General features: G+C 70.1%; 24 protein-coding genes. 16 read left to right on the top strand and 8 right to left on the bottom strand.

Annotated features, from left to right (window positions below):
* Positions 1-164: 164 nt before the first annotated feature.
* From JYA75_RS22215 to ribB, 6 genes are read left to right on the top strand one after another with little or no spacing between them, the layout of a single operon-like run.
* On the top strand, positions 165-1,343 hold the full coding sequence (locus JYA75_RS22215; protein WP_203329342.1) for a sugar ABC transporter substrate-binding protein: 1,179 nt from the start codon (positions 165-167) through the stop codon (positions 1,341-1,343).
* Positions 1,330-2,868 carry a sugar ABC transporter ATP-binding protein gene (locus JYA75_RS22210; protein WP_203329341.1) on the top strand — a complete coding sequence of 513 codons (1,539 nt, stop codon included), beginning with the start codon at positions 1,330-1,332 and terminating at the stop codon, positions 2,866-2,868. The genes JYA75_RS22215 and JYA75_RS22210 overlap by 14 nt, the downstream gene beginning before the upstream one ends.
* On the top strand, positions 2,868-3,899 hold the full coding sequence (locus JYA75_RS22205) for an ABC transporter permease (RefSeq protein ID WP_161995023.1): 1,032 nt from the start codon (positions 2,868-2,870) through the stop codon (positions 3,897-3,899). The genes JYA75_RS22210 and JYA75_RS22205 overlap by 1 nt, the downstream gene beginning before the upstream one ends.
* 24 nt (positions 3,900-3,923) lie before the next feature.
* Positions 3,924-4,427, top strand: coding sequence for an NAD(P)H-dependent oxidoreductase (locus JYA75_RS22200; RefSeq protein ID WP_203329340.1), 504 nt, complete (start codon positions 3,924-3,926; stop codon positions 4,425-4,427).
* On the top strand, positions 4,424-4,909 hold the full coding sequence (locus JYA75_RS22195) for a flavin reductase family protein (RefSeq protein ID WP_203329339.1): 486 nt from the start codon (positions 4,424-4,426) through the stop codon (positions 4,907-4,909). The genes JYA75_RS22200 and JYA75_RS22195 overlap by 4 nt, the downstream gene beginning before the upstream one ends.
* A complete protein-coding gene (ribB, locus tag JYA75_RS22190; RefSeq protein WP_203329338.1) occupies positions 4,906-6,126 on the top strand; it encodes a 3,4-dihydroxy-2-butanone-4-phosphate synthase in 1,221 nt (406 codons plus the stop codon). The genes JYA75_RS22195 and ribB overlap by 4 nt, the downstream gene beginning before the upstream one ends.
* 101 nt (positions 6,127-6,227) lie before the next feature.
* Here ribB and JYA75_RS22185 read toward each other — a convergent pair whose 3' ends face one another.
* Both JYA75_RS22185 and JYA75_RS22180 read right to left on the bottom strand, forming a co-directional pair.
* Entirely contained in the window at positions 6,228-6,815 is a 588-nt protein-coding gene (locus JYA75_RS22185; protein WP_065922743.1) for a DUF3558 domain-containing protein, read from the bottom strand.
* Between the two features lie 23 nt (positions 6,816-6,838).
* Entirely contained in the window at positions 6,839-7,171 is a 333-nt protein-coding gene (locus JYA75_RS22180) for a hypothetical protein (protein ID WP_065922742.1), read from the bottom strand.
* A gap of 612 nt (positions 7,172-7,783) precedes the next feature.
* Here JYA75_RS22180 and JYA75_RS22170 point away from each other — a divergent pair.
* The 4 genes from JYA75_RS22170 to JYA75_RS22155 all read left to right on the top strand — a co-directional run bounded on the left by JYA75_RS22170 (position 7,784) and on the right by JYA75_RS22155 (position 11,036).
* Entirely contained in the window at positions 7,784-9,163 is a 1,380-nt protein-coding gene (locus JYA75_RS22170) for a hypothetical protein (RefSeq protein WP_239010478.1), read from the top strand.
* Positions 9,164-9,267: 104 nt separating this feature from the next.
* Positions 9,268-9,474: a hypothetical protein gene (locus JYA75_RS22165; RefSeq protein ID WP_006939490.1), complete on the top strand. Its 207-nt coding sequence runs from the start codon at positions 9,268-9,270 to the stop codon at positions 9,472-9,474.
* Complete coding sequence (locus JYA75_RS22160; protein WP_006939487.1) at positions 9,468-9,755, top strand: hypothetical protein; 288 nt, start codon at positions 9,468-9,470, stop codon at positions 9,753-9,755. The genes JYA75_RS22165 and JYA75_RS22160 overlap by 7 nt, the downstream gene beginning before the upstream one ends.
* Before the next feature lie 66 nt (positions 9,756-9,821).
* A complete protein-coding gene (locus JYA75_RS22155) occupies positions 9,822-11,036 on the top strand; it encodes a GNAT family N-acetyltransferase (RefSeq protein ID WP_203329336.1) in 1,215 nt (404 codons plus the stop codon).
* Positions 11,037-11,061: 25 nt separating this feature from the next.
* On the opposite strand, the gene JYA75_RS22150 is transcribed toward JYA75_RS22155, so the two are convergent.
* From JYA75_RS22150 to JYA75_RS22140, 4 genes are all read right to left on the bottom strand, one after another.
* A complete protein-coding gene (locus JYA75_RS22150) occupies positions 11,062-11,742 on the bottom strand; it encodes a DedA family protein (protein WP_203330206.1) in 681 nt (226 codons plus the stop codon).
* A gap of 56 nt (positions 11,743-11,798) precedes the next feature.
* Complete coding sequence (locus tag JYA75_RS22145) at positions 11,799-12,947, bottom strand: serine hydrolase domain-containing protein (RefSeq protein WP_203329335.1); 1,149 nt, start codon at positions 12,945-12,947, stop codon at positions 11,799-11,801.
* Between the two features lie 103 nt (positions 12,948-13,050).
* Entirely contained in the window at positions 13,051-13,185 is a 135-nt protein-coding gene (locus JYA75_RS29145) for a hypothetical protein (RefSeq protein WP_006939481.1), read from the bottom strand.
* A gap of 37 nt (positions 13,186-13,222) precedes the next feature.
* Positions 13,223-13,672 (bottom strand): DUF5994 family protein, encoded by a 450-nt coding sequence (locus JYA75_RS22140; RefSeq protein ID WP_006939480.1) that lies wholly within the window; start codon positions 13,670-13,672, stop codon positions 13,223-13,225.
* A gap of 191 nt (positions 13,673-13,863) precedes the next feature.
* On the opposite strand from JYA75_RS22140, the gene ppk2 reads away from it, so the two are divergent.
* From ppk2 to JYA75_RS22125, 3 genes are all read left to right on the top strand, one after another.
* Positions 13,864-14,811: a polyphosphate kinase 2 gene (gene ppk2 / locus JYA75_RS22135; RefSeq protein WP_006939479.1), complete on the top strand. Its 948-nt coding sequence runs from the start codon at positions 13,864-13,866 to the stop codon at positions 14,809-14,811.
* A gap of 104 nt (positions 14,812-14,915) precedes the next feature.
* The gene (locus JYA75_RS22130; protein WP_044476108.1) at positions 14,916-15,125 is read left to right on the top strand and encodes a hypothetical protein; all 210 of its coding nucleotides are present in this window, start codon (positions 14,916-14,918) and stop codon (positions 15,123-15,125) included.
* Positions 15,126-15,175: 50 nt separating this feature from the next.
* Complete coding sequence (locus JYA75_RS22125; RefSeq protein ID WP_203329334.1) at positions 15,176-15,859, top strand: alpha/beta fold hydrolase; 684 nt, start codon at positions 15,176-15,178, stop codon at positions 15,857-15,859.
* A gap of 19 nt (positions 15,860-15,878) precedes the next feature.
* On the opposite strand, the gene JYA75_RS22120 is transcribed toward JYA75_RS22125, so the two are convergent.
* Positions 15,879-17,966 carry an elongation factor G-like protein EF-G2 gene (locus JYA75_RS22120; protein WP_203329333.1) on the bottom strand — a complete coding sequence of 696 codons (2,088 nt, stop codon included), beginning with the start codon at positions 17,964-17,966 and terminating at the stop codon, positions 15,879-15,881.
* 147 nt (positions 17,967-18,113) lie between these two features.
* On the opposite strand from JYA75_RS22120, the gene JYA75_RS22115 reads away from it, so the two are divergent.
* The 3 genes from JYA75_RS22115 (at position 18,114) to JYA75_RS22105 (ending at position 21,275) form a co-directional block, all read left to right on the top strand.
* Positions 18,114-19,187, top strand: coding sequence for an alpha/beta hydrolase family protein (locus tag JYA75_RS22115; protein WP_203329332.1), 1,074 nt, complete (start codon positions 18,114-18,116; stop codon positions 19,185-19,187).
* Positions 19,188-19,282: 95 nt separating this feature from the next.
* Entirely contained in the window at positions 19,283-20,707 is a 1,425-nt protein-coding gene (locus JYA75_RS22110) for an aldehyde dehydrogenase family protein (protein ID WP_203329331.1), read from the top strand.
* A 94-nt stretch (positions 20,708-20,801) separates the two neighbouring features.
* Positions 20,802-21,275, top strand: coding sequence for a hypothetical protein (locus tag JYA75_RS22105; RefSeq protein WP_072634929.1), 474 nt, complete (start codon positions 20,802-20,804; stop codon positions 21,273-21,275).
* A gap of 99 nt (positions 21,276-21,374) precedes the next feature.
* On the opposite strand, the gene JYA75_RS22100 is transcribed toward JYA75_RS22105, so the two are convergent.
* On the bottom strand, positions 21,375-21,674 hold the full coding sequence (locus JYA75_RS22100; protein WP_203329330.1) for a chorismate mutase: 300 nt from the start codon (positions 21,672-21,674) through the stop codon (positions 21,375-21,377).
* Positions 21,675-21,923: the final 249 nt, after the last annotated feature.

The following is a 21,923-nucleotide window of genomic DNA, read 5'->3' as shown; positions in this document are numbered from 1 at the left end:
ACGAACCAACGGTGTTGCCGGCCGCAACACGGCACCCGATACATTCGAAGTCATCGACCGCATCGGCCGGCCCCGCAACGACGCGCCCCCGCCTCTCGTCGAATCCCGCCTCTCGTCGAATCCCGCCTCTCGTCGAACCTCCTCTTCCCCCTCCAGGAGAATTCATGCGCACCACCCTTCCCGGCCGCGCCGCGATCGCCGCGCTCACTCTCACGGCCGCCCTCGGTCTCGCCGCATGCAGCAGTTCCAGCTCCGGCGGCGGCGACGTCTCCGACGCCGACGTCGCCGCCGGCATCGAGTACGCCCGCGCCCAGCTCGCGAAGTACGCGGCCGACCCGGAGTTCACCCTCGAGGCCGCGCCCTTCCCGATGCGGAACATCGCCGGCAAGACGATCTTCGCGATCCCCACCAACAGCGGGAACCCCTACAACGTCGCCGTCGACGAGGAATCGAAGAAGGTCGCCGAACGCTACGGCGCCACCTGGATCGAATACACCAACCAGGGCCAGCCCGCCCAGTGGGCCACCGGCGTCGAACAGGCCGTCAACCAGAGGGTCGACCTGATCATCCTCTCCCAGGGCATCGACGCCTCCCTCATCAAACCGGCCCTCGAAAAGGCCGAGGCGGCAAACATTCCCGTCCTGCTCACCCACACCATCCTGCGCGGCGAGTCGCTGCCCGCCGGCCTCGAGGGCCTCGTCGACGCCACCACCGACGCCCCGCTCGCCGAGGCCAACCGCCTCACCGTCGACTGGATGATCGATCAGACCGACGGCGAGGGCAACGCCCTGATCATCACCTCCAACGAGGTCCCGCCCGCCAAGGCCGAGGTCGCGGCGATGGAGGACGAGATCGCGCAGTACTGCCCCCGGTGCGAATACAAGATCGTCAACGTGCCCGTCGCCGAGTGGGCCACCAAGATCCAGTCCGAGGTGCAGTCCGCCCTCTCCGCCGACCCCACCATCAACTTCGTCCTGCCCATCTACGATTCGATGTCGCTCTACGCCCAGTCCGGCATCAAGGCCGCCGGCAAGACCGGCCAGGTCGAGATCTCCTCCGTCAACGGCACCCCCGCCGTGCTGAAGATCCAGCAGGACGACGGCATCGTCACCATGAACGTCGGCGAATCCATCCCGTGGCTCGCCTGGGCCACCATGGACCAGGCCGGCCGCCTGCTCCTGGGCTACGACCCCGTCCCGAACGGTGCCCAGCAGACCCCGCTCAAGCTCATCACCGCCGACAACATCGACGAGACCGGCACCCCGCCGCAGCCCGACAAGGGCTACGGCACCGCCTACGTCACCGGCTACGAGGCCCTGTGGGGGTCCAGTGAGCAGCCCTGACCCCATCGTCAACATCGTCGGCCTGTCCAAGACCTTCGGCAGCCACACCGTCCTGAAGGACGTCGGCCTGACGATCCACGCCGGCGAGGTGCACGGCCTGCTCGGCGAGAACGGCTCCGGCAAGTCCACCCTCATCAAGGTCCTCGCCGGTTTCCACGCCCCCGACCCCGGCGCCGCCCTGCAGGTCCGCGGCCGCGACGTGCCCCTGCCCGTCCCGGCCGGCGGGTTCCGCGAACTCGGCATCAGCTTCGTCCACCAGGACCTCGCGCTCGTGCCCGACCTGTCCGTGGTGGAGAACCTGCGCGTCGGGCCCGTCGTCGCCGGATCGAGGCCGTGGATCTCGTGGCGACGCGAGAAGGGCACCGCCCGAGCGCTGTTCGACCGCTTCGGCCTCGACGTCGACCCGGATGCGCCGGTGTCGAGCCTCGGCGAGACCGACCGCGCGCTCGTCGCGATCCTGCGGGCCGTGGAGGAACTCGGCGACCGCCGCACCCTCCTCGTCCTCGACGAGCCGACCGTCTTCCTGCCCCGCGAGGGCACCGACCTGCTGTTCTCCGTCGTCCGCGAGATCGTCGCCGACAAGAAGGCCGCGGTCCTGTTCGTCTCCCACGACCTCGACGAGGTGCTCGACCACACCGACCGCGTCACCGTCCTGCGCGACGGCGTCTCCCAGGGCACCCACCGCACCCGCGACCTCACCGCCGCCTCGCTCATCGACCTCATCGTCGGCCGCAGCCTCGACTCCGCCGACCCCCGCGTCGCCGGCCCCGTCCGCGACTTCGACGACGCGGCGCCGCTCGCCCAGGTCGAGGAACTCGAGACCGCGACCGTCGACGGGATCGGCTTCGACGTGCGGCCCGGCGAGATCGTCGGCCTCACCGGCATCGCCGGCTCCGGCTACGACGACGTGCTGCCCGCCCTGTACGGGGCCCGACCGGCCCGCGGGGGACGGTTGACCATCGAAACCGACACCGTTGCGCTACAGACGATCACGCCGATCGACGCGCTCGACCGCAAGGTCGTGTACGTGCCGACGGACCGCAAGGTGGAGGGCAGCGCGCCGGAGCTGACCGTCGCCGAGAACGTCACCCTGCCGATCCTCGGCGCGGGCCTGGTCAAACCGGGCGCGCTCAGGGCCGTCGCCGCGTCCCTCGCCGAACGCTGCGACGTGCGGCCCCGCGACCCGCAGGCCGTCTACGGTTCCCTCTCCGGCGGCAACCAGCAGAAGGCCCTGCTCGGCAAGTGGCTCCAGACCGACCCGGCGCTGGTGCTGCTCGCCGAACCCACCCAGGGCGTGGACATCGGTGCCCGCGCCCGCATCTTCGAGATGCTCCGCGAGACGGCGCGCGGGGGAGCGGGCATCGTCGTCGCCAGCTCCGACTACGAGCAGCTGTCGGTGCTGTGCGACCGCGTCCTCGTCTTCTCCCGCGGCCACATCGTCGCCGAACTCACCGGCGACCACCTTTCCAAGCACCACATCTCGGACAGCGTCCTCGGACTGACCCGACAGGAAGTGAAAGCCTGATGTCCGTCACCCTCGACAAGACCACCACCACGAAAACTCCCGCACCCGTGGCGGACTCCGCCCGGCCGCGCGTCGCGCTCGGTCCGCTGGTCGAGAAGTACGCGCTCGTGCTGGCCCTCGTCGCCGTCGTGCTCGTGTTCAGCGCGCTGCGCCCCGAGATCTACCCGACCGCGAACAACCTGCAGAACATCCTCGGTTCCCAGGCCGTGCTGCTCATCCTCGCCCTCGGGCTGATCGTGCCGCTCACCGCCGGCGAGTTCGACCTCTCGGCCGTGTCCACCATGTCCCTCGCCGCGATGACCATCGCGGTGCTCAACGTCCAGCAGGGCTGGTCGCTGCTGCCGGCCATCGCCGTCGCCGTGCTCGTCGCGCTGTTCGTCGGCGTCGTGAACGCCGTGCTCGTCGTGCGGCTGCACATCGACTCGTTCATCGCGACGCTCGGCAGCGGCACCGTCGTCCTCGGCGTGGTGCAGTGGATCTCCGACTCCACCTCGGTCACCGGCATCGACGCCGCGCTCGTCGACGCGACCATCGGCACCCGCCTGTTCGGGGTGTCGCTGCAGTTCTACTACGCCCTCGCCCTCGTCCTGCTCACCGCGGTGATCTTCCAGTACACGCCGATCGGGCGGCGGCTGCTGTTCGTCGGGCGCGGACCGCAGGTCGCGCGGCTCAGCGGTCTGCACGTCGACCGCATCCGCGGTGGCGCGCTCGTCACCTCCGCGCTCGTCGCGGCCCTGGCCGGCATCGTCTACGCCGGCATGCTCGGCGGCGCCGACCCGTCGTCCGGGCAGTCGTTCATGCTGCCGGCGTTCGCCGCCGCATTCCTGGGCGCCACCGCGATCGTGCCCGGCCGCTTCAACGCCTTCGGCACCCTCGTCGCGGTGTACTTCCTCGTCGCCGGGGTCGTCGGGCTGCAGATGCTCGGCGTCGCCAGCTTCGTCCAGCAACTGTTCTACGGCGGCGCACTCGTCGTCGCCGTCGCCCTCTCCGGCGCGGTCCGTCGCCGCACCGCCTCCCGATCCGCGCGCTGAGCGCCCGACCGAAGGACACCCGCCATGAAGACCACCGTCGTCGCCGGCAACCCCAAGCCCGGCTCCCGCACCCTCGACGCCGCCACCCTCCTGGCCACCGAACTCACCGGCTCCGCACCCGACCACGTCGTCGACGTGATCACCCTCGGACCCGGCCTGCTCGGCTGGGGCGACGACGCCGTCAAGGCGGCGGTGGACACCGTCGCCGCTTCGGACCTCGTGGTCGTCGCCAGCCCCACGTTCAAGGCCACCTACACCGGGATCCTCAAGCTGTTCCTCGACCAGTTCGCCACCGGCGACGGCCTGCGCGACGTCACCGCCGTGCCGCTCATGCTCGGCGCCGGCCCGGCCCACGCCATGGCCCCGGACCTGCTGCTCAAGCCGGTGCTCGTCGAACTCGGCGCCACCACCCCGGCGCCGGGCCTGTACCTGCTCGACTCCACCTACACCACCGACACGCGGATCGCGGACTACGCCGAGCGCTGGGCGCCGGTTCTGCGATCCACTCTCCGGACGGAGGCCCGATGACCACCCTGACCCTCGACGGCGCCGCGCTGCGCCGCGCCTTCGCCCACGTCCCGTCCGGGGTCGTCGCGATCTGCGCCGACACCGGCACCGAACGCCTCGGCATGGCCGCGAGCACGTTCGTGCCGGTGTCGTTGGATCCGCCGCTGGTGGCGTTCTGCGTGCAGAACACCTCCAGCACGTGGCCGAAGCTTGCGGCACGGCCGCGACTGGGCATCAGCGTCCTGAACTCCGACGGTGCCGCCCGGGTGCTCGCGGCCAAGGACGGCGACCGGTTCGCCGGCATCGACACCGAAACCCGGGACGGGGGAGCGCTGTTCGTCGCCGGCTGTAGCGTTCGGATGGACGTGTCGATCGAACAGCAGGTGCCCGCGGGCGACCACGCCATCGTCGTGCTGCGGGTCCGCGAACTGCACTGCGACGATTCCGGCACCGAGCCGATCGTGTTCCACCGCAGCGCCTTCCGCAGGCTGGTGGCGTCGTGAACCGGGTGGAGGCGGCGCTGGCCGCACTGCGCGCGGGGCGGCCCGTCCTCGTCGCCGACGACGCCGACCGCGAGAACGAGGGTGACGTGATCCTCGCCGCCCACCACGCCACCCCGGAGTGGATCGCGTGGACCGTGCGGCACACCTCGGGCCTGCTGTGCGCGCCGATGACCGGCGCCCGCGCCGACGCCCTGGAGCTGCCGGCGATGGTGACCGACAACCAGGACCCGAAGCAGACCGCGTACACGATCACGGTCGACGCCGCGCGCGGGGTGAGCACCGGCATCAGCGCCGCCGACCGCGCCACCACGGTGCGGGTGCTCGCCGACCCCACCGCCACCGCCCGGGACCTGATCCGGCCCGGGCACATCCTGCCGCTGCGCGCCCGGCCCGGCGGGGTGCTCGAGCGTCCCGGCCACACCGAGGCCGCCGTCGACCTGTGCGCTCTCGCCGGGCTGCCCCAGGTCGGGGTGATCGCCGAACTCGTCGCCGACGACGGGTCCATGATGCGCATGCCCGGCATCGAGGACCTCGGCGCCCGGCACGACCTGCCCGTCCTCACCGTCGCGGAGCTGATCAACTACCGCGCCGCGCACCCGCTGCCCGCAACCGTGGTGCCGGCCGGGCGGGTGATCCGCGCCGACGAGACCGTGATGCCGACCCGGTTCGGCACCTTCCGTGCCGTCGGCTACCTGGACCGGCACACCGGTGCCGAGCACCTCGCGCTGCTCGCCGGCGACCCGGTCGACGGGGCGCTGGTGCGGGTGCATTCGGAGTGCCTGACCGGGGAGTCGTTCGCCTCCCAGCGCTGCGAATGCGGCCCGCAGCTCGACGCCGCCCTCGAGCGTCTCGCCCACGAGGGCGGGGTGCTGGTGTATCTGCGCGGGCACGAGGGCCGTGGCATCGGACTGCTGAAGAAGCTGGCCGCCTACCGGCTGCAGGACGGCGGCCTGGACACCGTGCAGGCCAACCTCGAACTCGACGAACCCGCCGACGGCCGCGAATACGGCGGTGCCGCCGCGATCCTGCACGACCTCGGTGTGCGGTCGGTGCGGCTGCTCACCAACAACCCGGCCAAGATCTCCGGCCTCGAGGCCAACGGCATCGTCGTGTCGGGGCGGGTGCCGCTGCACGTGGGCAGTGCCCCGGCGAACGTGCGGTATCTGGAGACGAAGCGGCGGCGGATGGGGCATCTTCTGCCCGCGGCGGAAGGATGAGCCTGCGCGGGCGGGCGCCATCTCGGATCCGCGCAGATCGCAGTCATCCGCGCTGACAATTGCCGAGGCGGATGACTGACGGGCGCGTGTGCGCCCGGTGATCAGCGGGGTCTCGACTCGACGTCGTCGAGGACGGCGACGATGCGGCCGACGGTGTCGTCGAGGCCGACGCACCACTGCGACTCCGGAAGCGGTGCGCTGCTGTCGCGGAAGTGGATTCGCCCGACCATCAGAACGCCGTACGACGTCTCCACGCTCATGCCGCAGCTGTAAGGGCGGGACGGATCGATCTTGAGGAGTGCTCGTCGACCGGCGAACTCCGTAGGGACGGCGTAGTCGGCTGTCTTCTCCTGTTCCACTTCGAAAGTGAAGTTGGCGGAGAGGACCGAAAGGCCGTAGCGGTCCAGGACGCCGGGGATGTGCAGCGTGCCGTCGAATTGGCATCCCAGCATCGTGTAGTGCGTTGCAGGGAAATCCGAGAATCGCCTCGACGTCGGGTTGTATCCGGCAGCTGCCACGACGTCGTCGGGAAGGTCGAGACAGGGATCGAACGCCACGTGCGGGCGATCTGATTCGTCGACGATTCGAGGTACACGGGTCGGGGCCGCGGCCGCGGTTGTCGGTTCCGCGGGAGTGGGTCTAGGTCCCTCGCATGCTGTGAGCACTGCGACAAGTACGAGCGCCGACATCGCAGAGTCGAGTGCGCGGCGACTCACCGCTGTGCCTCGCGCATGTCGCCGATCTTCTGTGTCCAGTCGTACTCGGCATCAAGGAAACCCTCGCCGCCGGCGGCAAACGTCTCGCGCATCTCCTTCAACACGGAATGGAATTGCTCGAGCCTCTCGTAGAGAGAAGCGGGTGTGCCGCGGGCCTTCAGTATGAACCCGGTGCGAAGGTCCTCGGCGGATTTGAAGCCGCCGAAACTCGGCGCGTCCGCCAGCTCGTAGGCGTCGTTTGCCGCCTTCTTGAGCGATTCCAGCATGGTGTCGCAGATGGCGACGATGTCCTCGATGGTGTGCGGTTCAAGGCGCAGTCGATCTGTCACGGATTCCCCCTCGGTCCATGGACGAGGCACTGTAGCGCATCGACGGAGGGGCGTACGTCACTGCTCGGACCCGTGCGAAGGGCAACGGACAGGCGGGGAACGACCGCGGGCTTGCACCTGCTGTGTGATGCAGGCACCCGCTGCAGCGAGCTGGAACGGGTGCCTGCATCTCGGAACGGGTGCAAGCCGGCTGACTCGGTCAGCGTTGCTGCGGGTGATCCGTCGGATTGTCGGCAGCTGGTCATCCGGCAGTCGCATACAGCGCGGGTCCTTCTGTGTAAGGTGCATCGGGCAGGTAGGGGAAACAGGGGGCAACTGCATGGGGGAGAGCGTTTTCGTCGTGCCGGAAGAACTCCGGTTGCTTGCAGCAAGGACTGCGGACGCCGCTGCCGCACTGGAGAAATGCACCGACAGGTCGGAAGTCGGGGATCTGCTTTCCGGATCGTGTACCGCGATTGCATGTGAAGAGGTGTGGACAGCCGTGGTCGCATCGATGTCCCAGTTGGCCGCTCGTCTGCGCGGCGTGGCGGTGAGGGCTGATGCTGCTGCGGATTCGTATTCGGAGGTGGATCGTGCGTCGGCCGACGCGTTGCGCGACCTGCGGGGCAGAGTGTGAGTCCGGCGACGAGAGAGCACGCCCAACGCTGGGACACCGCTTCGCTGGTCGTGATCGCAGCTGAATGGGAAGATCTTGGTGACGAGATCGACCGGCGTAAGCGCGACATGGAGCGCGACTTCGACGACTCGTACCGGTTTTGGCGAGGAGCAGCCGGAGATCACGAACGCAGCTGGATTCAGCGGTTCGTCGACGCGGCGAATCGCGCAGCAGGGGCTCTCGAACGCTGTGCCGATGTTGCTCGCCGCGGAGCCTCGAGCATCGAGGCTGCGCGTTCATACGTAGTGCATGCCATCGCATCGGCGGAATGTGAGGGGCTTCGGGTTGCGAACGATGGGCGCGTCGTGGCGGTCGATATGGCCGGAGCATCCACAGAAGTCGCGAGCCGACACGAGACGGAAATTGCCCGCGCGTTGACCGTATTGGGCGACGAAGACGCTCGGGTTGCGTCGGCGATGCGCAGAGCGCTCGAGTCGCTCTCCGCGATGCAATCGGACGAGGTTCGATTTCCCACGGACGTGGTTCTCGCCGGACCCACGCCTGCCCCGGGGGGAGACTCCGGCGATGAGCGGCGGGCGGATGCCGCTGGTGCGTTCGAGCGAGTCACGGGTCGGCTCCCGCTCGATCCGGTGGACTGGGAGACGGCGTACATCCTTGTGGCGAACAGCTATGCCGAGAAGTACGCGGGAGTGGGGCCGGAGGTCGTCGCAGATCGGATCGAACCCGTGCCGGGGCAGGGCGTAGTCCGGATCGGGCTCTACATCCCGTCCGAAACGGTGGTGAACCTGCCGCAGGATCTGGGTGACCATCGGTCCGGGGATCCCCGATTCGACGTCGAGGACACACGAGTCGCGATCTACGTCGACTACGAGAACGGCATGGTGATCGCCCGTCAGAATCCTTCGGCGTCGGTCGACGGTGACGTACGGGTGGGTGTGCCGACTGTAGACGTCCAGCAGGCGACCGACGGTGCGGTTCGGATCCAGTACCACGGGAGAAACCCTCTCGCTCCGGATGTGTCGACTCCAACGCATACGGTCAACGGTGACAGCGTGATATCGCCGCGGCCGGAAGGAATTGCTGTCGACGGTGTGATCCCGGATTACCCGGCGCTCGAGGTCTATCGGGATACGCCCATGGGCGGTACGGAAACTGTCACGATCGACCCTGCCGACAGCGGCAGCGAATACGGTCCGCTCATCAACCTTCCGTTCCATCATTCGATCGGGGTCGGAACGGAAGCGTTCGAGCGTTTCAGGTCTGCGTACGCTCAGTTGCCGCCTTACGAGGCGGGGACACGTCCGGATGCGGATCCGCACCAGCCCACGCGGCTCGGTGGTACGGAGGATGCGCCTCGTGTGGTGGTCGTCCGATGATTCGGCCGGTCCTCCCGCCTGGGCTTTCGCAACGGCTCGATCGGATCGGCTTCTGGGAGGCCGCCACGTGGTCCCTGCCGTTTGCCGCAGCCGGCGGAGCGTCGATGTTCGTCGGGATTGTCGCCGCGATCGGCATGATCGACTATCGGGCGAACCCGACGGAAGGGTGGCTCCTCGCTGTCGTCGCCGCACTCATGGGTGCCGTCGCTGCCGTGCTGGCGCGCTCACGCGCCGAACGTGACCGCGGCATTGCGCTCGGAGTCGGTGGGGCCGCGGTAGTTCTCTGTGTCGTGTGGTTGTTGTCGTGGTGAGCCGTGAGTCGTGGTGGACCAATCGCATCGACTGGTTCGGCCCGGAGAGCTTCGTCGGGGCGCTGTGCGGACTGGTGTGCGTGGCGTCGGTCCCTCTCGGCATTGCCGGCGGCGGCGCAGCGTGGCCGTACCTCGGTCCACTCGTCGGTGGGGGATTGCTGACGGCGTTCCGCGGGCCGGTCCGTCGATTCGGCACGGGGTTGGCCATCTCCAGCGTCGCGGTCCCGTCGCTGCTGGTCGGTGTCCTGTTGTTCGGTGGGGCGGCGGCGGCGTTTCGATGAACGGCGGGCCCGGGCGGAGGGCACGTCTGGGCGGTCCCGTCGCCGTGATCCCCGTATGCTGCGGTAATGCCGGAGATTCGAGTCCTGGACACCGAAGCCGAGCTGCTGACGGCGGCGAAGCTGTTCCGTACCGCGATGATCGGGATGCCGGCGCCGAATCCGCTCGAGCCGGGACAGATCCTCACCCAGCGCGAACAGGGCCGCACCCTTGGGGCGTTCGTCGACGGGCAGATGGTCGGCACGGTGGAGTCGGCGTCGAGTGGCATGGTGCTGCCCGGCGGCCGGCGGGTTCCGCACGCCGCCGTGACGCACGTCGGCGTGCTGCCCACGCACACGCGGCGGGGTGTGCTCTCGGCGTTGATGCGTCGTCAGCTGAGCGATGCCCAGGACCGGGGTGAGGTGGTGACGTCGCTGCGGGCCTCCGAGGCGACGATCTACGGCCGCTTCGGGTACGGCGTCGCCACGACGACGCACACCGTCGAGCTCGACGTGCGGCGGGCGGTGCTGCGCCCGTCGGTGGGCGAGGGCGAACCGGTGCGGCTCGTCGATCCGCACCACGCGTGGGACCTGCTGTCGCGCATTGCCGACGCAAATCCGTCGTCGCGGCCCGGGAGCATCGATCGCATCCCGCCGTGGTGGCGGTCGCAGGAGCACCGGATCGTCGGGGACCGCGAGCCCCGGTACGTCGCGGTGCACGGTGAGCCGGGCGAGGAGACGGGCTTTGCCCGGTACCGGCCGATCGGCACCGACATGTGGTTCGGCAGCCGGGATCGGACGGTCGTCGTCGAGGACTTCTTCGCCCCGACCCGCACCGCCTACCTGGGCCTGCTCCGGTTCCTGCTGAACCTCGATCTCGTCGACACGTTCGTCTTCGCCGCGCTCCCGCAGGACGATCCGCTGCCGTGGCTGCTGACGGACTCGCGCGCGGTGCGCTTGCGCAGTGCCGGCGACGAGACGTGGCTGCGCATCGTCGACGTGCCGGCCGCGCTGCGTGCGCGGACCTACGCCGGCACCGGAGAGGTGCGGCTGGCCGTGATCGACGAGCGTCTCCCGGAGAACACCGGGACCTATCGGATCTCGGCGGAGGGGGCCGAGCGGGTGGACGAGCCGGCGCAGCTCGAGGTGGACGTGTCTGCTCTCGCCGCGACGCTGCTCGGCGGGACGCGGTGGCATCAGCTGGAGGTCGCCGGCCTGGTGCGGGTGCACGACGAGGAGGCGCTGCCGGTGGTCGAGCAGCTGTTCGCGACGGCGTCGGCGCCGTTCGCCGGCGTCATGTTCTGATCCCGCCCGGGCGCAGTGTCGTGGTTCAGCTCGCGTCGCTCTGTGCGCGACGCTTCCGGACACGCTTGACGATGGCGTAGCCGAGGAACAGGACGACGGCGGCGATCACGATGTTCTGGAACACCGACGCGTACGGCTCGACGCGCGACCAGTTCGCGCCCAGCCCGTAGCCGGCGAGGACGAAGATCGTGTTCCAGACGAGGCTGCCGGCGGTGGTGAACAGCACGAATCGCCACGCGGGCATGCGGGTGACGCCGGCGGGGATGGAGATGAGGCTGCGGAACAGCGGGACCATGCGGCCGAAGAACACGGCCTTGCTGCCGTGCCGCTCGAACCATGCGGTGGTGCGGTCGAGGTCCGCGACGTCGACGAGGGGGAGCCTGTCGACGATCCGGCGGATGCGGTCCGGTCCGACGCCGCGCCCGGCCGCGTAGAGGCCGAGGGCGCCGGCGAGCGAGCCGAGGGTGGTCCAGAACAGCGCCCCGAAGAGGGTGAAGCTGCCCAGGCTCGCGGCGAACCCGGCCAGCGGCAGGATGACCTCGCTGGGCAGCGGCGGGAAGAAGTTCTCCAGCGCGATCGCGATCCCCGCTCCGACGCCGCCGAGCCGGTCCATGAGGGACAGCGCCCAGCCGGCGAGGCCCTCGGTCGGGACGGCGGCGTCGGCCGGTATGGCGGCGAGGAGTGGTGCAGTCACCTCACCCACGATAACGGCGGATCACGCCGGATCCGGCCGACGTGAGGGCCGCCACGGCCTCGTCCCGGTCAGGATCCGGCGAGCGCGGCCTGCAGTTTCTGCACCACGGCGGGGGCGGGGTTCTGGTTCTGGGCATTGGGGATGTCGCTGTTGACGGCCACGAGGACGATGTCCTGGGTGTTCTTGTCGTAGCCGAAGTAGGTGTTGAAGCCGGGCAGCTCGCCGGTGTGGCTGAGCCAGCCGTCGGCGTCGCCGAGCCCGAGCCCGTACGCCGCGGTCGCGGTGTTCGGTGGCAGCCCGTACAGGAACGACGACATGCGCACGTCCTGGGTCTGCTGGTCGTAGAGCCCCTCGCCGGTGCCGATGGCCTTCGCCCAGATCTGCAGGTCGTCGAGGGTGGAGATCATCGCCCCGGCGGCCCATGCCCACGAGGGATCCCAGTTGGTGGGGTCGGTGGTCTGTCCCTCCGGCTGGCCCTGCTCGGTGATGCCTTCGAGGTGGGGGGAGGGGATCTCGGCGGTGTCGGGGAAGGAGGTCTCGCGCATCCCGAGCGGCTCGATGATCTTCCCGGTGATGTAGTCGCCCAGGCTCTGCCCGCTGACCTGCTCGACGACCAGGCCGAGGGCGATGAGGTTCGAGTTCGAGTACTCCCACTTCTCCCCGGGCGGGAAGTTCGGCGGCGCTCCGCGCACGATGTCGAGCAGCTGCTCGGGAGTCCAGGGCTTGGTCGGGTCGCCGAAGAGCTGGTTCTGGAAGTTCTCGTCGAAGGTGTAGCTGGGGATGCCGCTGGTCATGTCGGCGAGCTGGCGCAGGGTGGCGGTGTCGCCGTTGGGCAGGCCGGGCACGTACTTGCCGATGGGGTCGTCGAGCGACAGCTTGCCGTCCTGCATCAGCTGGAGCACCGCGGTGACGGTGAAGGTCTTGGTGATGCTGCCGATGCGGGTGTGGTCGGAGGCGGTCGGGGGCTCGGTGGAGTCCTGGCCTGCGGTCCCGGAACTGCCGGTCCACTCGTAGTCGGCGGTGATCACCCGCGCGACGACGCCGGGGAACTTGAAGTCGTTGCGCACGTCGTCGAGCGCGGTCTGGAACTTCTCGGCCTGGGCCGCGTCGGGCGCGCGGGTGGTCGTCGTCGCGGAGTCCTCGGTGCCGGTGTCGGAGCCGCAGGCGGCGGCCACCACCACGAATGCGCTCACGGCGAGGATCGAAAGACGGCGCATCGCAGCTCCCAGGGTCGGCAGGATGACAACATCATCGGACCTCAGTGTGAACCCTGCACCGGCGCAGCGCGTGCTGTTCGATCATGAAAGCGGCGGCGGGCGCTCAGTTCGGTGCGGAGAAGAGGCCGGAGTAGTCGTACGGTCCGTGACGCCGGGTGTCCGCCTCGAGGTCGGCGGTGGTGTCCGGCTCGGCGGGCTTGCCGGGCTGAAGGAAGATCGGGTACTCGTGGTGCTGCATGGTGTCCTGTTCTGTGGAGTGAGGGGGGAGGGAAGGGTCAGTGGTCGCCGGGCGCATCGGCGACTGTTCGCATGATTTCGTAGGCGCGGTCCGGATCGGTGTGGGGATCGACGAGCGTCAGCGCGATCCGCGTGTCGTTCTCGCCGAACAGATACATCAGGTTCGCCGGCTGTCCGGGAATCGGACCGGTGATCTCGATGTCGTCGACGTCGTCGATGCGTCGCTGAGCGGAGCTGACCGCATTCCATTCGAACGCGATCCGTGCGACGGACCCGAGCCGCGGGGCGAGTGCCGAGATCAGGTCGTGCAGCTCCGAGGTGATGTTCGAGGTCCAGGGAAACCATGCGCCGTCGACGGACGACGTGGGCGCCCCGGCAGGTCGCAGCAGCAGCCGCGGGGTGCGTGTGGGCTCGGGGAACGGCTGCGTTCCCGCCCGTGCCGGCGCATCCCGGCGGGTGCCGGGATGTGGAGGCGGTGTGTGCGTCACAGGACGCTCCTTGGTCGGCCGCGAATCAGCCGGAAAGATGTTCCAATCGGGGCCCATCGAGCGGGAGGCTCGACGCGAGATGCCCATCGATACCCGAAGCCTACAGGGTGGGGCCGGGAAGGGGCGAATGTGCAGCGGGTCGCACACCCGATCGAACCGCGGGGTGCGGGTGCCGGCGGTAATCTCACGGAGTGGACGAGTTGAACGAGAACGGCGAGCCGTTCGAACTCGCGTCGGACGGCCAGGTCGACGTCACCCCGGAGATCGACGAAATCGGCGAGCTGCTGCGCAAGTCGGGCCGCGAGAACCTGGTCGCCGACGTCGACGAACCGTGGCGGCACGGGTATCCGTACGACACGAAGATGACGCGGCGGCAGTACGAGGCCCGCAAACGCCGGCTGCAGATCGAACTGCTCAAGCTGCAGGCCTGGGTCAAGGAGTACGACGAGAAGATCGTCATCATCTTCGAGGGCCGCGACGCGGCCGGCAAGGGTGGGGCGATCAAGCGGTTCACCGAGCACCTCAATCCCCGCGGCGCGCGGGTGATGGCGCTCGAGAAGCCCACCGAGCGTGAACGCACGCAGTGGTATTTCCAGCGCTACGTCGAGCACCTGCCGGCGGGTGGGGAGATCGTGCTGATGGACCGGTCCTGGTACAACCGGGCCGGCGTCGAACGGGTGATGGGCTACTGCACCCCGAACGAGTATCGCGAATTCACCCGCTCCGCACCGGAATTCGAGCGGATGCTGGTGCAGTCGGGGATCCATCTGGTCAAGTTCTGGTTCTCGGTGGGCCGCGAGGAGCAGCACGCGCGGTTCGTCGCGCGCAGCACCGATCCGGTCAAGCAGTGGAAACTCTCGCCGACGGACCTCGCGAGCCTCGACAAGTGGGACGCGTACACGGAGGCGAAGGAGGCGATGCTGTTCTACACCGACACCCCGCACGCGCCGTGGACCATCGTCAAGGCGAACGACAAGAAGCGCTCGCGGATCGAGGCCATGAAGTGGGTGCTGCACCGCTTCGACTACACCGGCAAGGATCCGCGCGTGGTCCGCACCCCGGATCCGCTGATCATCGGCTCGCCCGAGACGGTGTACGACGAGGGGGAGCGCCCCTCGGAGTCCTTTCCGACGATGTGATCTGCGCCCGGCGACCGCCCGCGCCGTTTCGGGGTGCGGGAGACCGGGTACTGCGAGAGGGCCGAACCGGCGGATGCCGGCCGACATCGAAAGGACGTCACACCGTGGGAAGTCCGGATGAGCGCGATGAGCGCGAAGAGCCCGTGGAGGCCACCGACCGCCCCGCCCCGGTCACCCGGGAAGACCTGGAGAACCTGGTGGACGACATGGAGAAGCGGGTCGAGTCCGAGCGCGAGGAGGAGGGCGTCGAGGGCAGCGTCTCGGACCGCGAGGAGCAGAAGCCGATCGTGACGGGCGACGAGGCGCCGGACTGACCGGGCCGTGTCGTCACCGACCGGGAGCCGCCGATGCCCGATGCCATGACATGACCCGTGCCTTCGTCCTGCTGCCGGGGGCCGGCTCGGACTCGTGGTACTGGCACCGGGTGGTGCCGCTGCTGCGCGAGCGTGGGCACGAGGTCGTCCCAGTCGACCTGCCGTACACCGATCCCGGCGCCGACCAGTACGCGTACGCGGACGTCGTGGTGGCGGCCGGCCGGGACGTCGCGCGGCCGCCGACCCTGGTGGCGCAGTCGATGTCCGCGTTCACCGCGGCGATCGCCGCCGAGCGGATGCCCGTCGACGGGCTGATCCTGGTGGCCCCGATGATCCCGGCGCCGGGCGAGTCGCCGGGGCAGTGGTGGTCGGCGGTAGGGCAGGCCGAGGCGAAGCGCGCGCAGGACGTCGCCGAGGGGCGCGATCCGGACGCGCCGCTGGATCCGCGCGGGCTGTTCTTCCACGACGTGCCCGCCGACGTGGTCGACGAGGCCTTCGCGCACGAGCAGCCGGGCATGTCGGAGACGGCGTTCGAGCCGGCGTGGCGGGCGCCGCGGTGGCCGGACGTGCCGGTGCGGGTGATCGCGGGCCGTCACGATCGGTTGTTCCCGTTGCCGCTGATCGAGCGCCTCGCTCGCGAGCGGCTGGGCGTGGAGCCCGAGGTGATCGACAGCGGGCACCTGCCCGCCCTCGCCTGCCCGGCGGAACTGGCGTCGCTGCTGCTGCGGGAGTGAGGATCCGCCGCCGGACGCGTTACCGGCTTCCGCTGCGGGACTTGCCGTTCGACGTGGCCGTCTCCTGGCCGCCGGTGAACTGCGCCGCCACCGCGGCGGGCATCGCCTCGTAGCGCAGGTGCATCCGGGCGAACTCGGCGGTGCCCTGGGTGAGCGATCGCAGATCGACCGGGTAGCGGGCGAGTTCGAGCTCGGGGACCTCCGCGCGCAGCAGGGTCCTGCCCGGCTCGGCGCTCTCGGTGCCGAGGACCCGGCCGCGCCGGGCGGACAGGTCGCCGAGGACGGCGCCGAGGTACTCCTCGGGCAGGATCACCCGCACCGCGGCGACGGGTTCGAGCAGCTTGACCTCGGTGTGGGTGGCGGCGTCGCGCAGCGCCAGCCCGGCCGCGGTCTGGAACGCGGCGTCGGAGGAGTCCACCGAGTGTGCCTTGCCGTCGACGAGGGTGACGCGGACGTCGATGAGCGGGTTTCCGGTGGCCACACCCTTGGCGGCCTGCGCACGCACGCCCTTCTCGACGGACGGGAAGAACTGCCTGGGCACGGCGCCGCCGACGACGCGTTCGGCGAATTCGATGCCGCCGCCGATGGGCAGCGGTTCGACCTCGACGTCGCACACCGCGTACTGGCCGTGGCCGCCGGACTGTTTGACGAGGCGGCCGTGGCCCTTGGCGGGGGCCGCGAACGTCTCGCGCAGCGCCACCCGGTACGGGACGGCGTCGACGTTCACGCCGTGGCGGGTGCGCAGCCGGTCGAGGACGACCTCGGCGTGGGCCTCGCCCGTGCACCACAGCACCAGTTGGTGGGTGTCGGGGTTCTGCTCGAGACGCAGGGCGGGGTCCTCGGCGGTCAGCCGGGAGAGGGCCTGCGAGAGCTTGTCGTCGTCGCTGCGGCTGTGGGCCTCGACGGCCACGGGCAGCAGCGGCTCGGGCAGCGGCCAGCGGTCCAGCAGGGTCGATGCCCCCGCTTCGGAGAGGGTGTCGCCGGGCTGGGCGGTGACGAGCTTGGCGATGCACACCAGATCGCCGGCGACGGCCTCGGGCACCGGTCGCTGTTGCCGGCCGAACGGGCTGGTGAGGGTCGCGACGCGCTCGGTGGTGTCGTCGCCGGCGGACCCGGCCAGCCGGATCGTCGTGTCGGGGCGCAGCGTTCCGGAGAACACCCGCACCAGGCTGATGCGCCCGACGTACGCATCCCCGGCGACACGGATCACCTGCGCCGTCAACGGCCCCGCGGGATCGGCGGCGGGGGCGGGCGGACGACGGTGGGTGGGGTCGGGGAAGGCCATCGCGACGAGATCGAGCAGTTCGGCGGCGCCGACCCCGTAGTCGGTGGTGGCGAGCGCGGGATGCAGTGCACAGTCGACGATCTCGTGCCGCAGCCCCTCGTCGAGGGACTCGGTGTCGAGGGCCTCGCCGGCGAGGTAGCGCTCCATGAGCGTGTCGTCCTGGCCGGAGATCGCCTCGACGAGGCTCTCGCGCGCGGCGCCGGTGTCCGGCACGGCGGCGGGATGGCCGTAGCCGCGGCCGGTGAGCAGATCGATCGAGCCGCACGGGCGGCCGCAGTCGAAGACCGGCACGTACACGGGGCGCAGGGTGTCCGGCCCGAGGTCGAAGGCGTCGTGACAGGCGGTGAGCATCTCGTCGAAGTCCGTGCGGGCGACGTCGAGCTTGGAGACGACGATGGCGCGCGGGATCGCGGTCTCGGCGCATTCGCGCCACAGGGTGCGCGTGGCGGCGGAGATGGGATCTGTTGCGGAGACGACGAATACGGCCGCGTCGGCGGCGTGCAGTCCCGCGCGGACCTCGGCGTCGAAGTCCGGATGCCCGGGGGTGTCGATGATGTTGATCTTCACGCCGTTCCACTCGAGCGGCAGCACGGCCAGTTGCACCGAGCGGCGGTGCTGCTGCTCGATCGCCTCGTAGTCGGAGACGGTGGTGCCGTCGGCGGTGCGTCCGGCGCGGCCCACGGCGCCGGCGGCCAGGGCCAGGGATTCGGCGAGGGTGGTCTTGCCGACCCCGCTGCAACCGACGAGGACGACGTTGCGGAGCTGTGCGGGGCGCTCGACGGCGGGCGCCCGTTCGGTGCGTGCGGCAGAGCGGTCGGGCATCGGCGACTCCTCCCGTGGCCTGTGCCAAGTGTAGGAGGCGGTTCCGCCGCCGTGGCGTCTTTCGGGATCGGCGGCGGTCCGAAAAGACGCCACGGGGACGCTGCTCGAGCTACTCTCAACCTGAACTTGAGGTTTAGGGAGGCCCTCGTGGTTGATGTTCAGCGCCCGGCACTCGTCCGCCTGTTCACGGCCGGGACGGCACTCGCCGCCGTCTCCGTGCTGGGGGCGGGGGTCGCCGTCGCGGCACCCGGCACCGGGTCGAATTCCGGCTCGTCGGTGCCGGCGGCCTTCCAGGAGGACCCCGGCCCCCTGCCGGAGCTGCGGAACATCGCGACACCGGCCATCGTGGGGGAGACCCCGATCTCCGACCGCGCCGTGCGGCTGACCGTCGCGAGCCCCGCCCTGCGCCGCGACGTGGGCGTCGAGGTCCTGCTGCCCGCCGACAACTCGGCCCCGCGCCCCACCCTGTACCTGCTCGACGGGGTCAGCGCCCGCAACCACACCAGCGGCTGGATGAACATCGGCGGCGCGCCCGCCTTCTTCGCCGACAAGAACGTCAACGTCGTCATGCCCAACGGCGGCCGCGGCAGCCTCTACAGCGACTGGCAGCAGTCCGACCCCAAGCTCGGCCTGAACAAGTGGGAAACCTTCCTGACCGAGGAGCTTCCGCCGCTGCTCGCCGCGCGGCTGAACAGCAACGGGGTCAACGCGATCGCCGGGAACTCGATGGGTGGGCAGGCGGCCATGATGCTCGCCCACCGGCACCCCGAGCTCTACCGGGGCGTCGCCGCCTTCAGCGGCTGCTACTCGACGGGCGACCTGCTCGGCAGCGCCGTCGTGCAGACCAGCACCTCGTCGCAGGGCGGCGACGTCGTGAACATGTGGGGTCCGCCCGGCACCCGGGAGTGGGCCGAGCACGACACCGTCGCGCACGCCGAGAACCTCGCCAGCAAGGAGCTCTACCTGTCCGCCGCGACGGGCGTGCCCGGTCCCCACGAGACGCCCGAGACCCCGGACCTGGCGCGCACCCTCGTCGCCGGCGGCATCCTCGAGGCCGGCTCGCGGATGTGCACCCAGCGGCTCGAGGAACGCCTCGGCGCCCTGAAGATCCCCGTCACCGTCACCTACGAACCCGTCGGCGTGCACGCCTGGGGCTACTGGCGCGACCAGCTGCCCAAGGCGTGGCCGACGCTCCAGCGCGCCCTGGAGACCCGGCCCTGACGCGCCGCGACGGGGCCGGACCCGCTTCCCGCGGCCCGTCGGGGACGCGTCGTACGCTGCGTGTGAAGCACATCACTCGGCGGAGAAGGAACGATATGAACAACGTGCTCGACCGCACGAAGATCTACATCGGCGGCGAATGGGTGGACTCCGACGGCACCGGCCGGATCGACGTGATCGCCCCGGCCACCGAGGATGTCATCGCCGTCGTCGCCGAAGGCACGGCACAGGACGTGGACCGGGCCGTACGCGCGGCGCGGGCGGCGTTCCCGGCGTGGTCGGCGCTCACCGGCGCCGAACGCGGTGCCCACCTCGGCAAGGTCGCGGCCCTCATGGCCGAGCGCATCGACGATCTCGCCGCGCTGGTCTCCCGCGACATGGGCATGCCGGTGACGCTGGCCAAGCCGGTCCAGATCGGCATGCCGCTGAAGAACATCACCCGCTACGCCGAACTCGCCGCGACCTACGACTTCGACGCCGGCGAGGTGGGCAACGCCCTCATCGTGCGCGAGCCCATCGGTGTCGTCGGCGCCATCACGCCGTGGAACTACCCGCTGCACCAGGTGGTCCTGAAGGTGTTCGCCGCCCTCGCGGGTGGCTGCACCGTCGTGCTCAAGCCGACCGAGGTGGCGCCCCTGATCACCTACGCGCTCGTCGACATCTGCGACGAGGCGGGCCTGCCGCCCGGCGTGTTCAACCTCGTCAGCGGGTACGGGCCGGTGGTGGGGGAGGCCATCGCCGCGCATCCCGGCGTGGACATGGTCTCGTTCACCGGCTCCACCCGCGCCGGCAAGCGCGTCGCCGTCGTCGCCGCGGAGACGGTGAAGAAGGTGGCTCTCGAACTCGGCGGCAAGTCCGCCAACGTCATCCTCGACGACGCCGACCTGACCCGGGCCGTCACCGACGGCGTGGCCCAGTGCTTCCTGAATTCCGGGCAGACCTGTTCGGCACTGACCCGCATGCTCGTCCCCGCCGAGCGCATGAACGAGGTGGCCGCCCTCGCCGAGCAGGTCGCGCGGGCCTACACCGTCGGCGATCCCGCCGCGGCCACCACCCGGCTCGGCCCCCTGGTCAACGCCAACCAGTTCAAGCGCGTGCGGTCCTACATCGACCAGGGCATCGAGGAGGGCGCCGAACTGGTGCTCGACGGCCGCGAAACCGGCCTCGGCACCGGCTATTTCGTCGGGCCGACCGTGTTCGCGAACGTGACCGAGGACATGACGATCGCGCGCGAGGAGATCTTCGGTCCGGTCCTGTCGATCATCGGATACCGCGACGAGGACGACGCCGTGCGCATCGCCAACGACAGCGACTACGGGCTCTCCGGCGGGGTCTGGTCTACCGACCGCGCCCGGGCCGAGCGGGTCGCACGACAGCTGCGCACCGGGCAGGTCTCCATCAACGGGGGCGCCTTCAACACCGACGCACCGTTCGGCGGCTACAAGCACTCCGGCGTCGGGCGCGAAGCCGGCGTCTTCGGTCTCGAAGAGTTCCTGGAGGTCAAGGCACTCCTGCGGTGACCGTGTGGGGTACGTCACGTTCGGGGACCGCAGAACGATAAAAGGGAAAACGGCATCGGTTTCCCCGACAGGGAAAGCGCGGAGGGAGCGGACGATGTACATCATGCCGCCGGACCCGAGTGGCGGGTCCGCGGGCAACCTGGACGTTCCCCCGCGTGGCCTGCGTGAGGTCATGGAAGGCCAGCTCCCGGACCTCGCGGCCTGCGCGCGGCTGCTGTCCGTCGGTTCCGAGCGTGCGGCCGCGGTCTTCGACCGGGCGCTGGCGCGTGCGGTCGCGACGTGGCGGGGCCCGATCGGTCCCGAACTCTGCGCGTACGCCGTGTCGTGGTTCGTGTACCTGTTGCACGCCGAGACGCCCGCGCATCGGCGTGCGGAAGGCTGCGGCGACGACGCCGTCCTGTTCTCGACGTTGCCGCCGGTCGAGCAGATCGCCCTCGTGCTCGGTGAGTTCGAGGAGCTGCCGCCGGCGGGCATCGCCGCCGTCGCCGGCCGCGCGTTCGCCGAGTTCGAGCTGGAGACGCCGCAGCCGGCCTGGGTGCGGGACGGCCTCCTGCACGCGAGGCGCTGACCGCCGTACCTGCGTTCGGGCGGCCCCGGCTCTTCGGGTGGCAACGACGACGCGGCCCCCGCACCGATCCGGTGCGGGGGCCGCGCGAAGTCGTCGGGTCTAGGAGGACAGGCGGGTGCGTCCGAGGCGGAGCAGCGTCATCGCCAGGGTCTTGCCGTCGGCGCCGAGCTCGGCGAAACGGTTGAGGACCCGCATCTCGTGGTTCTGGGCCTGCCGCGCGGTCCCGGACTCCTTCGCAGCGATGCCCGCCCGGCGCGACAGCTCGCTGCGGCGCTCGATCGCCTCGAGGATCTGCGCATCGAGCGTCCCGATCTCGTCGAACAGTCGACCGAGGTCTTCCTGGGCCGAAACCACCTCGCGGGCGGACTCGAAGCCAGGCGAATCAAGCTGGACAGTCATGCAGATTCCTCCGGTCTCGTCTGGATCGTCGATGATTGTGTCGTTCCCGTCGGCGCCAGTGTTACTCATCCGTAGACAAGATTTTCGTGTCCCGCGTCCGGCGGCCGGCCAACACGAGTTGAACACCTTTTGAACTGGGCTTTATGTCCGTCCCGTGGCATTTGTGGCAATGGTCACACCGTCGAGTATCCGCCTCGTCGGGCCCCTCGGACGTAGGGTCGAAGGTCCCTTCTCCGCCGTGGACGCCCG

Source organism: Rhodococcus sp. PSBB066, from assembly GCF_017068255.1.
Classification (GTDB): domain Bacteria; phylum Actinomycetota; class Actinomycetes; order Mycobacteriales; family Mycobacteriaceae; genus Rhodococcus; species Rhodococcus aetherivorans.
Note: the sequence above shows the minus strand (reverse complement) of the source record. Positions and strands in the feature narration are given on the sequence as shown.

Coding starts and splice junctions, on each gene's coding strand:
- JYA75_RS22215 (WP_203329342.1), top strand. CDS start 165: ATGCGCACCACCCTTCCCGGCCGCGCCGCGATCGCCGCGCTCACTCTC.
- JYA75_RS22205 (WP_161995023.1), top strand. CDS start 2,868: ATGTCCGTCACCCTCGACAAGACCACCACCACGAAAACTCCCGCACCC.
- JYA75_RS22200 (WP_203329340.1), top strand. CDS start 3,924: ATGAAGACCACCGTCGTCGCCGGCAACCCCAAGCCCGGCTCCCGCACC.
- JYA75_RS22195 (WP_203329339.1), top strand. CDS start 4,424: ATGACCACCCTGACCCTCGACGGCGCCGCGCTGCGCCGCGCCTTCGCC.
- JYA75_RS22185 (WP_065922743.1), bottom strand. CDS start 6,815: ATGTCGGCGCTCGTACTTGTCGCAGTGCTCACAGCATGCGAGGGACCT.
- JYA75_RS22165 (WP_006939490.1), top strand. CDS start 9,268: ATGTTCGTCGGGATTGTCGCCGCGATCGGCATGATCGACTATCGGGCG.
- JYA75_RS22155 (WP_203329336.1), top strand. CDS start 9,822: ATGCCGGAGATTCGAGTCCTGGACACCGAAGCCGAGCTGCTGACGGCG.
- JYA75_RS22145 (WP_203329335.1), bottom strand. CDS start 12,947: ATGCGCCGTCTTTCGATCCTCGCCGTGAGCGCATTCGTGGTGGTGGCC.
- JYA75_RS29145 (WP_006939481.1), bottom strand. CDS start 13,185: ATGCAGCACCACGAGTACCCGATCTTCCTTCAGCCCGGCAAGCCCGCC.
- JYA75_RS22125 (WP_203329334.1), top strand. CDS start 15,176: ATGACCCGTGCCTTCGTCCTGCTGCCGGGGGCCGGCTCGGACTCGTGG.
- JYA75_RS22120 (WP_203329333.1), bottom strand. CDS start 17,966: ATGCCCGACCGCTCTGCCGCACGCACCGAACGGGCGCCCGCCGTCGAG.
- JYA75_RS22110 (WP_203329331.1), top strand. CDS start 19,283: ATGAACAACGTGCTCGACCGCACGAAGATCTACATCGGCGGCGAATGG.
- JYA75_RS22105 (WP_072634929.1), top strand. CDS start 20,802: ATGTACATCATGCCGCCGGACCCGAGTGGCGGGTCCGCGGGCAACCTG.
- JYA75_RS22100 (WP_203329330.1), bottom strand. CDS start 21,674: ATGACTGTCCAGCTTGATTCGCCTGGCTTCGAGTCCGCCCGCGAGGTG.